Below are 13389 nucleotides of genomic sequence, written 5' to 3' on the forward strand. Positions count from 1 at the left end.
ATGTCGGTTGCAAATTCAAATAACGTTATAACAATACCAAGCCATGATCCCATTGACATCATCCATACCTTTGCCGGGGCTAGCCAGACAACTGGTGGTGCAGGATGTGCTTGACAAAGAGGCAGCAGCCCAGGCGGTGCAAAAAGCCCGCACAGAAAAAGTGTCACTGGTGGAATGGCTTATCCGCTCCCGGCTAGCATCCGCCAAGGATGTTGCTTATGCGGCCAGCCTCGAATACGGGCTAAGCATGGTCGACCTGGGGGAAGTCAACATCACCCCGCTGGTAGCCACCTTGCTCAACACCGAACAAATGCGGCGGCTGAACCTGATCCCCCTCTACCAGCGCGGCAAAAACCTGATGGTAGGTCTTGCCGACCCGACCTACCTGACCAACCTGGATGATGTCAAATTCGCCACCGGCCTGATTCCCGAACCCGTTTTCGTGGAATTCGACAAGTTGCAAGCGCACTTGCATATTGACGGAATAAGCGTACAAAGCGCTCCCTCCCATGGCGGTAAGGCATCGCCCGCCATGGCCGCGTCACCGCAGGAAATTTCGCTTGACACCCGCGACCTGAAAAGCAAAGAAGACGAAGACCCGGCAGTCGTTGATTTTGTTGACAAACTGCTGGCTCATGGCATCAAGTCCAAGGCGTCGGATATCCACATTGAAATTTTTGAAAAGAACATGCGCATCCGTTACCGGATAGACGGCATCCTGCAAGTGGTCGCCACCCCACCGAATGACGCTGCCCAGCAACTGATTTCCCGCATCAAGGTCATGGCGCGGATGAACATTTCAGAGCGGCGGATACCGCAGGATGGCCGCATCCGTTTCAACTTCAGCGACCAGAAAAAAATCGATTTCCGTGTCAATACACTGCCCACCCTGTATGGCGAAAAGGTCGTCATGCGTATCCTCGACTCCTCCAACGCCGCCTTGGGCGTGGAAAAACTGGGGTTTGACCCCAAGCAACAGAAAGACTTCATGAAAGCACTGGAAAAACCGGACGGCATGATCCTGGTCACCGGGCCAACCGGCAGCGGTAAAACCGTCACGCTCTATACTGGCCTCGGCATCCTCAACACGCCAGAAAAAAATATCTCCACCGCTGAAGACCCTGCCGAAATCAACATGCCAGGCGTCAACCAGGTCAACGTCAACGCCAAGGTCGGCCTGACCTTTGCCGAAGCCCTGCGCTCATTCCTGCGCCAAGACCCTGACATCATCATGGTGGGGGAGATTCGTGACCTGGAAACGGCGGAAATCGCCATCAAGGCTGCCCAAACCGGCCACTTGGTACTGTCCACACTGCATACCAACAGCGCCCCTGAAACGCTGACCCGCTTGCTGAACATGGGTGTCCCCCCTTTCAATATTGCCTCTTCCGTCCACCTCATCATTGCCCAGCGGTTGGCCCGGCGCTTGTGCGAGAGATGCAAACACCCCACCCACATTCCGGCAGAGACACTCCAGACGATGGGCTTTAGCCAGGAAGAAATCCCCAACCTGACCATTTATGAACCTGTTGGCTGCGAGGCTTGCTCCCGTGGCTACAAAGGGCGGGTCGGCATTTATCAGGTCATGCCCATTTCCGCAGAAATGGGGCGCATGATCATGAATGGCAAAAACTCGCTGGAAATAGCAGAACAGGCCCACAAGGAAGGTATCCTCGACTTGCGCCGCTCAGCCCTGAACAAGGTGCGTCAAGGCATCACCTCCCTGGAAGAACTGGAACGCGTCACCACAGATTAATACAAGCAACCGGTTATCTGTTTGCATACCAATCCCCTCCCGTTAGCTGCTAAACTAATGAGGCATAATAAAAATAACGTAAGAAGTTATCCCCATGCAGAGCAAAACATTGAACAAACCCGGCAGCACCACACCATCAGCCCAACAATTCATGTACGTCTGGGAGGGTGCCAACCGCAATGGCGTCAAGATGCGCGGCGAAACCCTGGCGGTCAACCCGAACTGGCTGCGCGCCGAATTGCGCCGCAAAGGCATCAACCCCGGTCGGATTTACCGCAAGCCCAAGCCCCTGTTCAAACCCAGCATCAAACCTGCTGACATTGCCCACTTTGCGCGCCAGTTAACCACCATGATGCGTTCTGGTGTCCCGATGGTACAGTCGCTCGAACTGATCGCCACCAGCAGCGACAACATTGCCGTGCGTGAACTGGTTAAAAAGCTAACCACAGATATTGAAGGTGGCGCCAATCTGGGCAATGCGCTGGCCCGGCATCCTAAGTATTTCGACAAACTGTTCGTCAACCTGGTCAAAGCCGGTGAACAGGCAGGTACACTGGAAACCATGCTCGAAAAGGTCGCCACCTACAAAGAAAAAAGTGAAGCGCTGAAAGCCAAGATCAAAAAAGCCCTGATGTACCCCGTCATCGTCATCGTGGCCGCCGTGGTGGTTTCCGCCATCCTGTTGATCTGGGTTATCCCGCAGTTTAAAGAGGTTTTCAGCAGCTTTGGTGCCGACCTGCCTGCTTTCACCCTGATGGTCATCAACTTGTCAGACTGGTTGCAGGCCAACTGGTGGATTCCGCTGCTCAGCTTTGTGGCAGCAGGTTATAGCTTTACCCAGGCCAGGCAACGCTCCAAAGCATTTGACCGGTTTGTGGACAGGGCGTCATTGAAAATGCCCATTATCGGCAATATCCTCAACCTGTCCGCTGTCGCCCGCTTTTCGCGCACCTTATCCACCATGTTCGCCGCTGGTGTGCCACTGGTGGAAGCCATGGACTCAGTAGCTGGCGCAACCGGCAACTCCCTGTATGAGGACGCTACCCGCCGTATGCAGGACGATACTTCCCGTGGCGTACAATTAAACACTGCCATGCAAACCACCCAGATATTCCCCAACATGGTGGTGCAAATGACCCGTATCGGTGAAGAGTCCGGTCGTCTGGAAGAAATGCTGGCCAAAGTAGCTGATTATTACGAAGAGCAAGTGGACAACCTTGTTGATACACTTGCCAAACAAATTGAGCCGCTGATTATGGCGGTATTGGGCGGCATCGTCGGCAGCTTGGTAATTGCCATGTATCTGCCCATTTTCAAACTTGGGGCCGTCGTTTAGGAACTGCGTCGATATGGAACTCATTTATTTGCTCAGCACCAGCAAAGCCTGGCTGGTCAGCGTCGTCGGCCTGTTTGCCCTGCTGATCGGCAGCTTCCTGAATGTGGTGATATACCGCCTGCCCATTATGCTGGAACGGCAGTGGAAACGCGACTGTAGCGAATGGCTGGAACAGAACACGGCGGAACTCCATACAGGCCACTTCAACCTGGTGATCCCCCGTTCCCAATGCCCTACCTGTGGCCATCAGATTACGGCTCTGGAAAATATCCCGGTCATCAGCTACCTGTTCCTGCGGGGCAAATGCTCGGGCTGCCGCACACCCATTTCCATGCAGTACCCAATGGTGGAAGCCGCCACTGCCCTGCTTTCCATGCTGGTTGCCTGGCAATTCGGCTATGGCATAGAACTGTTGGCGATGCTGGTACTCACCTGGACATTGGTTGCCTTGTTCATGATTGACGCCAAAACCATGTTGCTGCCGGACACCCTGACCTACCCCCTGCTATGGGCTGGCCTGCTGCTCAACATGCACGGCATGTTTGTCACCTTGCCTGATGCCGTCCTGGGCGCTGCCTTCGGTTACTTGTCCTTGTGGTCGGTGTTCCACCTGTTCCGCCTGTTGACCGGGAAGGAAGGCATGGGCTTTGGGGATTTCAAGCTGCTGGCAGCGCTGGGCGCCTGGGGAGGCTGGCAGGTTTTGCCATTCGTCATTTTTGCTTCTTCCGCATTCGGCTCGGTGTTTGGCATTGTGTGGATGCTGGCCAAGCGCAGCCGCGAAAGCCTGCCTATGCCATTTGGCCCATGGCTGGCAATGGCAGGTTTCGTAGCGCTGGTGTGGCGTGAAGAGATCCTCACCTGGATGGGCAGGATTTTCCTGCCATTCTGATAGCCCTGCTTGTCAGCGGATATAGCGGCACATCGGCTGCGCCTGCCCGACAATGCGGTGAATGCGCGAGGCTTGCGTCACCGGCTGGCGCTGTGGGACATAATAGGCGTACATCCGTACCGGGCGCACCGGCTGACGATGCTGCTGTGTCATATGCGGGGTCACCCGCGCAGAACGTTGCCAACCGCTGGCTTGCGGTGCGTGGTTTGGCCGTTGCTGGCGTACCGCACGGGCGTAACCACCATGACACTGGCCGCACGGGATGGTTTCCACATGATAGCGCTTGATGCGCGTAATCGGCCCGCTTTCATTGGCACGCATGGTGCGCATATCCTCAATGCCACCCGTCCACGCCTGTGCGGCGGGAACAGCCAGCACTGTCAGACCCAGACCGGCAATCAACTTTTTCATAACCCGACTCCATGAAGAAATGGCGTTAGCCTGTTACAATGCCCGTAAATGTGAATCACAGGAAACCATGCCGCATGACAGAACAGGATCAAACGACCCATTTCGGTTTTCAACAAGTACCCGTTAAGGAGAAAGCTAGCCGGGTCGCCGGGGTATTTCATTCGGTAGCCGACAAATACGACGTAATGAACGACGTAATGTCATTTGGCATCCACCGTTTGTGGAAACGTTACACAATTGATGCAGCAGGCGCGAAACGCGGTGGGCGGGTGCTGGATCTGGCGGGCGGTACGGGCGATCTGGCGTCAAAGTTTGCCCGTATTGTTGGCGACGACGGCGAGGTTGTGCTGTCCGACATCAATGCCTCGATGCTGGAAAATGGCCGCGAACGCCTGACCGACATGGGGATTGGCGGCAATGTGCGTTATGTGCAGGCCAATGCCGAATGCCTGCCATTTGCCGACAACCATTTCGACATCATCACCATCGCTTTCGGTTTGCGCAATGTGACCGACAAGGATTCCGCCCTGCGCTCCATGTACCGGGTGCTGAAACCGGGCGGGCGGCTGCTGGTGCTGGAATTTTCCAAACCGATTGTGCCGGGGCTGTCACCGGTTTACGACCAGTACTCCTTCAAGTTCCTGCCGATGATGGGCAAGCTGATTGCCAACGATGCGGAAAGTTACCGTTATCTGGCCGAATCCATCCGGATGCACCCTGACCAGGAAACCCTCAAGGGCATGATGGAAGCCGCCGGTTTCGAGAAAGTCACTTACACCAACATGACCGGCGGCATCGTAGCACTGCATAAAGGGTTCAAATTCTGACAAGCAAACAGGGCGTATGCGATACGCCCTACACGCCATTTACTGGCATCATCCCGTTAATGTAGGGGCGTATTGCATACGCCCTGGCTCCAACCTTCGGGATTGCTGCTCCTTCTTACGTTTCTGCCGCTGCTCATACCACCATGCAGGCAGGCTCAGGCTGGCGAGAAATAGCGGCAACAGCACCCATTTCTGGTTGTCGGTCAGCGCCCATTCACCCCAACGGAACGGGATGTAGCAATACAGGAAAATCAGGTGGTAGGCGAATACCTGCAAGGAATTGCGCCCCAGAAACGCCAGCCAGCGTCCCGGCAATGCCAGCAGGTTAAACAGGCCATAACGTTTGTGGAACCCGATCACGCCCGCTACCACATAAACCATCGCCAGGAAATTCAGCAAACGCAGCCACGCCATGTTGTCCCGGGCGATATGGCGGTATTCCTGCAACCAGGCCATCAGCGGCGACCAGTCATGGTGGATATGGCCATGCCGTTGCATATACAGGAACATCACCACCACCACGCTCGCCATGAACAACCAGCCGTTGACGCGCGGGAATGCATCCTTGCTGCTGAAACGCAGGTAGCCCAGCACCATACCCAGCACAAAAATCAGTTGCCAGGCCATGAAATCAAACGCACCGACCCGCACCATGACGGCATGGGGCAGCAAGGCAAGCAACGCCCGCCCGCCACCGTATTGCGCCGCCAGCCAGAACCCAACGCTTCCCAACAGCAGCATGGCCACGCCAATACCCCGGTACTGCAACATCAGACGCAAACCAAACGGAGCCGCCAACATCACCAACACATACAGCGGCAACACATCCAGCATCGGTGGCTGGTACACCAACGCCATGCCTGACAGCAAGCCGCGCACCGGCTCGGCCTGCATTTCGGTGGCGAAACTTTTCCAGTAAGCGCCGGACAGATCCGTCAGCACCGTAAACACAAACACGGCCAGCAGCACAATCAGGTGATAAAGGTAAATGGTGCCGGCGCGATGCCATACACGGCTTTCCAGCACATGCCCGCCCGCCGTGTGGTAACGGCTGTAGACCAGCGCCACCAGCATTCCGGACAGGAACACAAACCCTTCCGCCGCGCTGACATAGCCTGCAAATTCATACAAATGCTGGAAAACCGGCTCCCCGAAATGGTCAGCGGCCATCACTATCAGCATGATGCCTCTCAGTATGTCCAGCGAAATGTCACGCTTCATCTGATCCTGTTTCCTTGCCCATCAGGGCTTGACAATTTGTGGTAGCGAACTATACGGCCAAGCAGGCTCCCTGCCAACAATATACCGCTAGACGCGACCGGAATTCTGCTCTAGAATTCCCGCCCCAAGTCCTTTGGTCAATTCTGGCAACCTACCCTGCAACAGCTTTCTGCGGTATCCTTCCCACCATGAAACCCAACCTGCCATTGTGGCTATTTTCTACCCTGATCCTGGTAATGGCCAGCGCTTCCGTGCAGGCTGCTGACGGGTGCTTCGGTCATGTCCAACAGCTTGCCGAGCAGCTTTCCGCACAGCCTTTCAGCAAAACGCCGATGATGCAGGTCGATACCGGGCGGATTACCTATGACCACTACCAGCACATCAAGTTCAAGGGCAACCAAACCTATTGGCGCGATGAAATGCTGCCCTTCCAGCTGGAATTTATGCACCCTGGGATGCACTTCATCCGCCCGATCGAGCTGTTTGAGTGGAAAGACGGGCAGGCTACCCCGATCAAGTTTTCCAGCAAGTATTACGACTACAGCGAAGTCAAGGATCTGCATCTGGAACGGGATGAAGACAAGATGGCTTTCACCGGCCTGCGCATCCTCTCCAAACTGGGGGGCAAACATTCCAGCTATACCGAAACGCTGGTTTTCCAGGGCGCTAGCTACTTCCGCGCCCTGGGGCTGGATAACCGCTATGGCCTGTCAGCGCGCGGCCTGGGCATCAATACCTCGCTGGAAGGGCAGGAAGAATTCCCCGACTACACAAAATTCTGGCTGGAAAAGCCTGCCAGGGATGCGGAGCAACTGGTGCTGTGCGCCCTGCTGGATTCGCCCTCCACCACCGGGGCGACCCGCTTTGTGCTGACTCCCGGCAAAACCACAGGTATTGAGGTGGAAACCCAGTTATACCCACGTCAGGGCATGGCCGAAATCGGTGTTGCCCCCCTGACCAGCATGTTCTTCCACGGCGAAAACTCGCAGGAGCGCTACGGCGACTACCGCCCGGAAGTGCATGATTCCGACGGCCTGCTGATCCAGCAAGGCAAAGACTGGCGCTGGCAACCGCTGGTGGAAGTCCCCTACTTCAACTTCCAGTCACTGCCGCTGGATGGCATTAGCGGCTTCGGCCTGATGCAGCGCGACCGCAATTTCGACCATTACCAGGATTTGGAAGCATGGTATCATGCACGTCCAAGTGTATGGGTCGAACCAATGGAAGACTGGGGCAAGGGAAACATCCAGCTATTACGCCTGCATACGGAATCCGATACCGTGGACAACGTGGTGGCATACTGGAAAAGTGACGCAGGCCAGGATTTCCGCCACCTGCATTACCGCTTGTCGTGGGGCATGGATGAACCACCCGCGCATACCCTCGGCAAGGCCGTTTCCACCCTGGCCACCAACCGCGCTGTGGACAGTATGCCAGGCCACAAGGGGCGGATGCGTTTCATCGTGGATTTTGCAGGCATGCCCTCCGGTAAGGAAGCGCCAGAAGCCGAGGTCACCTTTGACGGCAAAGGCCACTATAACCCCCCTGTTGTAGTGGAAAATCCTTACACCAAAGGTTGGCGGGTCATTACTGCCGTTTTTCCGGAGATATGTGAAAAAGATGCGACACTCACTATCCAGCTGACAAACGGTGGAAACCCGGCGAGTGAAATATGGTCTTACCCAATTCCAGAAACACTATGCAACGCGCCTTGAGCGCAGCAAGACAAGAACAAAAACAAGTAACAACCGGGCAGTTAATAACCCCTTGAATGGACTGACTGACACATGACTGAACAACTAGTACAAACCCTGACCAGTACCCAGCAAATGGACTCCCACAACACCATGGACGCCTGGACACTGGCAAAAAAACGCGCCAACGCCTACCTGAAACTGCATGGCTTGCTCGACTACGAACGGGAACGCCTGCTCGCGCGCATCACATTCCGGCTAGCGCAGACCAACATTTTTAGCGAGCAGGAACTGATCCAGCTATACATCAGCACGGCCAGAGAAGAACTGGCCTTGCTGCAAAACGGGCGTGATCCCTCCTGCTGCCAATGCAAAAAGCCCACCGGGGCGGCACAAGCTGTTGAAGATGACGCATCTGGCAAGCCTGAGCTGCGCACCCAAACCGGGCCACGGTTTGAACGCAGCAGCATCCGGGTTGCGCCCTTGCAGGCCATTTCCCTGCTGCCATCACGTCAACGTTCTGTGCGCCATTCCCACTAAATGCACACAGACAGCGGGCAGCGCCCCTGGCAAACGCTTGCCACCCGGCGTCGGGCAGCCTTTTTTGCCGGTATTGGCCTGCTGACAGCATTGGCAACTTTCTGGCTGGGCGCAAACCTGCCAGCGGGGCTGCCATTCGCTTGGCAGGCGCTGGTTGTTATCCCTTTCGCCATCCTGTTTTTCTGGCTGGCGCTGGGTTTCATGACGGCGCTGGCGGGTTTGTGGGTACTGAATTTCGGCGGCATCAACCGCGTTGCCAGCGCACCTTCCGCCCCCCTACCCCAGTTGCAATCAACGGAAACCACCGCGATCCTGCTGCCGATCTACAACGAAGACATCGCCTACGTCTATGCCGGCTTGCAGGCCATCTACCAATCACTGGAACAAACCGGACACTTGCAACATTTCGAGTTTTACATCCTGTCGGACTCGGATGACGCCAGTAACTGGCTGCGCGAGGAAGCCGCCTGGACAGCCCTATGCGAGGCAGTCGGCAGCACTGACCGCATTCACTACCGCCGCCGCAAGCACCGTACCAAGAAGAAAAGCGGCAACGTGATGGATTTCTGCCGTCGCTGGGGCAAACGCCACCCCTATATGGTGGTGCTGGACGCCGACAGCCTGATGACTGGCGATACGCTGGTACGGCTGGTCGACGCCATGGAGCGCAACGAGCGCGTCGGCCTGATCCAGACCCCGCTATACACGGTCGGGCTGAATACCCTGTATGCACGTGGCCAGCAATTCGTCAACCGCCTGTACGGGCCGGTGTTCTTCGCCGGGCTGCACTGGTGGTGGCTGGGTGAAAGCCAGTACTGGGGGCATAACGTCATCATCCGCACCCAGGCTTTCATGGCGCATTGCCACCTGCCCAAGCTGGAAGAAAGCGGCAAGCTGGGTGGGGAAATCCTCAGCCACGATTTTGTGGAAGCGGCCCTGCTCAACCGTGCAGGCTGGGAAACCTGGCTGGCCTATGATCTGGAAGGCAGTTTCGAGCGCCCGCCACCGACCCTGACCGATGCACTCAAGCGCGACCGCCGCTGGTGCCAGGGTAACCTGCAACACTGGCGCATCATCTGGTCGCATGGCATTCCCCAGCTGCACCGTTTCCTGCTGCTGGGCGGCATCATGTCGTATGTCAGCTCCCCCATCTGGCTGGGTTGGCTGCTGGTGCTGACTGCCATTGCCGTGTCTTACCCGCACCTGACGCTGATTCCACTGACACCAGGCAATAGCGCCTTGCTGGTCATGACCGTTATCCTGCTGTTTTTCTACAAGACATTCGGGCTAGTGCAGGCGGCACGCAAACATTCCACCCAACAATTTGGCGGGACACTTGCCCTGAGCGCCAGCGTGATCACCGAAACCCTGCTTTCCATGGTGACGGCTCCGGTACGGATGATGTATTACAGCCAATTCGTCATTCAAGTATTGCGCGGCAAAAAGGCCGTGTGGGGAACCCAGCAACGTACCGGCGGCGGTCTGGAATGGCACGATGCGGCGCAGGAATATGGCTGGGTCAGCCTGATTGGTCTGGCGTGGGGGGGATTACTGTTGGCCGTCAACCCGATGACCTTCCTGTGGATGTCACCGGTGCTGGCCGGGCTGGTGCTGGCGGTGCCACTGGCCATGCTGACCAGCCTCCAGACTAGCGTGCAAAACCCGCTGTTCCGCACGCCTGACGAAGCCGAGCCGGATTTTATCCTGCAAGCCTTTGAAGAAAATCATGCGCGGATGCAATCCACCCCCTGCATGTCGACCCGCGACCTGTTCACCCGTGTGATTGTCGACCCGCTGGCATTCCGGCAACACATGACCTACATACCGCAGCGCTCCAATGTGCCGGAGGGTACGCGCCACCAGCGCGAGGATCTGGTCAGGCGCCTGCTGGAACAGGGGCCGGTTTCCATTTCCAACAGTGAGCGCTTGGTCATTCTGGAAGACGCCGACATGCTTTGCCAATTGCATGCACAGGTCTGGCAGTTGCCGGAAACGCAGTTCCACGAACACTGGATGTCGAAGCTGTAACCAGGCATCCAGTGTTCACCAGCCGTTACGTTACTGGTAGTTGGTTGTATACTGGCGCTGGACGTTCATCACCGTAAAGGTCACGGGGTCGACTTCAATAGTAACCTCATCCCGCATCTGGTTAGTGGGCATGACGTTGCCACCAATCAGGCTGCCCGCCAGCGAACCAAGCGGCCCGCCCATGTAGCCGCCGACTGCCGCCGCGCCTGAAGACACTACCTGCTTTTCAACATTATTGTTCATGGTGTAAGCATAGACCAGTACCCTGCGCTGCGGCGTCACCGTAAGGGAGGTCGGCCTCCCCAGGCGCTGGACAACTTCCTGTTCTGTCGTTTGGCCCTGCCTGATCATGCTGAGTTGCTGGTTGTCAATCCTGACGCCTGCGGGTGCGCACGCACCTAGCAAAACAGCCGACAGCGAATAAACAAGAAGTTGTTTCATTCATATCTCCAAAATGTCTTAATGCCCATTATGACATTCGAGACAGCGGCTTTGTTCAAAACGAAAGCGAGCCGACGCTTATGTCGTCAAACGCCGGTAAATATCGGCCACCTTCAGCGGTAACTTTTTCACATCATCGATCTCCACCCAGTTGGCGTGGCCGTACATGTGCGGCAAATAATCCTTGCCGTGCTTGTCAATGGTGATGCAAAACGGGTGGATGCCGGTGCGGCGCGCCTCAAACAGCGCTTGGCGGGTGTCTTCAATCCCGTACTGGGTGTTGTAGATGTCGAAATAATCTTCAGGCTTGCCGTCGGAAAGCGTGATCAACAGCCGGGTTTTCGCTTCCACAGCATTCAGCTTCTGACTCAGATGGCGGATCGCCACCCCCAGACGGGTGTAATCTTTCGGCACAATCCCGGCAATACGCGCCTTGGTGTCGGCGTTGTAAAGATCGTCGAAGCTTTTGATGCGGTAGATTTCGCAACGCTTGCGCCCGATGCCGGAAAAGCCGTAAATCGCGTAACGGTCGCCCAGCGTTTCCAGCACTTCGCACAACATCACCAGCGCTTCGCGTTCGGCTTCGTTGATCCAGCCCTTGGTGCTACCGCTCATGTCGACCATGAACATTACCGCCAGATTGCGGTCAGCGCGATGCATGTGCTGGAACAGCTTGTCGCTCATTTCGCTGCCGTCGCGGCTGTCGGCCAGCGCTTCCACCAGTGCGTCGATGTCCACGTCATCGCCCTGCGACTGGCGCTTCAACAAGCGGTTTTCATCGCGCATGGCCTCGAACGTGCGGCGCAAATGCTTGACCAGCCCCTGATATTTTTCCTGCACCCTGTCGACGTAGGCCGGGTCGCCTGCGGTCATTTCAATTTCGCGCAACACGCACCAGTTCTTGCGGTAATGCTGGCGGGCGTAATCCCATTCGCCATACAGGAACGCGCCCTCTTCGTGGTAGACCCCTTTCCAGACATCCTCCACATCCTTTTCTTCCTTTTGGTAGAGCGAAGGGTCGTATTCGCCATCGCCCGCCGGCACCAGAAATTCCGGCGGAATATCCCCCCAGTCGAGCATGATGGATGACATCAGTTGCTTCACATCTTCTGGCGGCGCAATCGGCTTGTCTTCCAGCACCAATTCCACGCCTTCGCCCTGTTGCGCCTCGCGCACCTCAAATTCCGGCGGCGACTTCTCTTGTTCCTCCCCTGATAAGGGGAGGTTAGGAGGGGTTTCTTCCTCCCCCTTATCCTTACCCAGTTCCTTCACCAGTTCCGCCAGCTTCACCCGGAACAGGATTTTTTCCCGCTCCATCCGCGCCTGCATACAGGCTGTGACGGCTGCGGGGTCGAGACGGGGCTGGTAGACGGGCTGAGGGAATGCCATTCCCAGTACTTCCGGAACCAGTGCCAGTACATCGTTGACAGTCGCAGAGGGCATATGCAATACGCCCCTACAGGCTTCCCACGACGGGTGTAGGGGCGTATTGTATACACCCTCTCCGCCATGCAAACCTTCCAACCGCTGCATATCGCGCCACAAGCCCGGCAACTCCCGCTCCAGGCACGCTTCCAATCGGATCGTATCCAGCGCATGAAACGCCGCCAGCGCCTGTTCCGGGTCGGGGTATGCCGCAAACGCCGTGGCGAAATCCACCCGGAAACTGCCAAACCGCGTCTGCGCCCACATGAAGGCCACCTGCGCCTTGCACAGCAGGAAATTGTCCTTGGCCTTTTCCATGCGCGCGGAAATATTGGGCAGAAACAGGGTTTCGCTGTCGGTATACACCTGTTCCCCCTGCGCCAGCTTGAGTCTGCGACCTGACAAGCCGCAGACGAAGGTGGAAAGCACTGGTTCGACTTCATCGAAGGTAATACCTTCTGCATGGGCATGGGCATTGAGGAGGAAACTGTCGACCTTCTGGATAACATCCAGCGCCGGACGCAAACCGGAACGGTCGAAGGTGTCCGCCGCGTGTACCGCCCAGGCTTCGATGACGCGCCGCTCCAGACTGTCGAGCGCTTCCACCACGCGGATGATGAATTCGTGGCTGATGTAGATATTGGTGGTCAGCAAACGGGTTGCCCAGCCGATGATGAAATCCTGCGTGTCACGATCCAGGCCAGACAGGCCATCGACCAGCTTGTCGACCTTGAGCCAGGTGAACTCGACTTCGTACAGCTCTTCCAACTTTTCCAGCAGGTATTCTGCGGTGTAAGGAGTGCGGGATGCTTTCATCATTT

The 13389-nt window shown here is 56.6% G+C and carries 11 protein-coding genes; 7 read left to right on the forward strand and 4 right to left on the reverse strand.

The window, feature by feature from the left end; translation table 11 throughout:
- Positions 1-43 precede the first annotated feature (43 nt).
- The 3 genes from pilB to THINI_RS08940 all read left to right on the forward strand — a co-directional run bounded on the left by pilB (position 44) and on the right by THINI_RS08940 (position 3981).
- Positions 44-1756, forward strand: coding sequence for a type IV-A pilus assembly ATPase PilB (gene pilB / locus THINI_RS08930; RefSeq protein ID WP_002708273.1), 1713 nt, complete (start codon positions 44-46; stop codon positions 1754-1756).
- A 94-nt stretch (positions 1757-1850) separates the two neighbouring features.
- Entirely contained in the window at positions 1851-3092 is a 1242-nt protein-coding gene (locus tag THINI_RS08935; protein WP_002708274.1) for a type II secretion system F family protein, read from the forward strand.
- Positions 3093-3105: 13 nt separating this feature from the next.
- Positions 3106-3981 carry a prepilin peptidase gene (locus THINI_RS08940; protein ID WP_002708275.1) on the forward strand — a complete coding sequence of 292 codons (876 nt, stop codon included), beginning with the start codon at positions 3106-3108 and terminating at the stop codon, positions 3979-3981.
- 12 nt (positions 3982-3993) lie between these two features.
- Here THINI_RS08940 and THINI_RS08945 read toward each other — a convergent pair whose 3' ends face one another.
- Positions 3994-4392: a hypothetical protein gene (locus THINI_RS08945; RefSeq protein WP_002708276.1), complete on the reverse strand. Its 399-nt coding sequence runs from the start codon at positions 4390-4392 to the stop codon at positions 3994-3996.
- Positions 4393-4466: 74 nt separating this feature from the next.
- Between THINI_RS08945 and ubiE the strand changes: the two genes are divergently transcribed.
- A complete protein-coding gene (gene ubiE, locus THINI_RS08950) occupies positions 4467-5219 on the forward strand; it encodes a bifunctional demethylmenaquinone methyltransferase/2-methoxy-6-polyprenyl-1,4-benzoquinol methylase UbiE (protein WP_002708277.1) in 753 nt (250 codons plus the stop codon).
- A 48-nt stretch (positions 5220-5267) separates the two neighbouring features.
- On the opposite strand, the gene opgC is transcribed toward ubiE, so the two are convergent.
- The gene (gene opgC / locus THINI_RS08955; protein WP_002708278.1) at positions 5268-6440 is read right to left on the reverse strand and encodes an OpgC domain-containing protein; all 1173 of its coding nucleotides are present in this window, start codon (positions 6438-6440) and stop codon (positions 5268-5270) included.
- 188 nt (positions 6441-6628) lie between these two features.
- Here opgC and THINI_RS08960 point away from each other — a divergent pair, with 188 nt between their 5' ends.
- From THINI_RS08960 to mdoH, 3 genes are all read left to right on the forward strand, one after another.
- On the forward strand, positions 6629-8155 hold the full coding sequence (locus tag THINI_RS08960; protein WP_050988021.1) for an OpgD/OpgG family glucan biosynthesis protein: 1527 nt from the start codon (positions 6629-6631) through the stop codon (positions 8153-8155).
- 72 nt (positions 8156-8227) lie between these two features.
- The gene (locus THINI_RS08965) at positions 8228-8674 is read left to right on the forward strand and encodes a hypothetical protein (protein ID WP_002708280.1); all 447 of its coding nucleotides are present in this window, start codon (positions 8228-8230) and stop codon (positions 8672-8674) included.
- A complete protein-coding gene (mdoH, locus tag THINI_RS08970; protein ID WP_002708281.1) occupies positions 8675-10702 on the forward strand; it encodes a glucans biosynthesis glucosyltransferase MdoH in 2028 nt (675 codons plus the stop codon). It abuts the gene before it with no gap.
- A 30-nt stretch (positions 10703-10732) separates the two neighbouring features.
- On the opposite strand, the gene THINI_RS08975 is transcribed toward mdoH, so the two are convergent.
- Together THINI_RS08975 and THINI_RS08980 are read right to left on the reverse strand one after the other, a co-directional pair.
- Positions 10733-11143: a hypothetical protein gene (locus THINI_RS08975; protein ID WP_002708282.1), complete on the reverse strand. Its 411-nt coding sequence runs from the start codon at positions 11141-11143 to the stop codon at positions 10733-10735.
- A 78-nt stretch (positions 11144-11221) separates the two neighbouring features.
- Entirely contained in the window at positions 11222-13387 is a 2166-nt protein-coding gene (locus THINI_RS08980) for a nitric oxide reductase activation protein NorD (protein ID WP_002708283.1), read from the reverse strand.
- Between the last annotated feature and the right edge of the window lie 2 nt (positions 13388-13389).

The sequence above is a fragment of the Thiothrix nivea DSM 5205 genome, assembly GCF_000260135.1.
Lineage (GTDB): Bacteria > Pseudomonadota > Gammaproteobacteria > Thiotrichales > Thiotrichaceae > Thiothrix > Thiothrix nivea.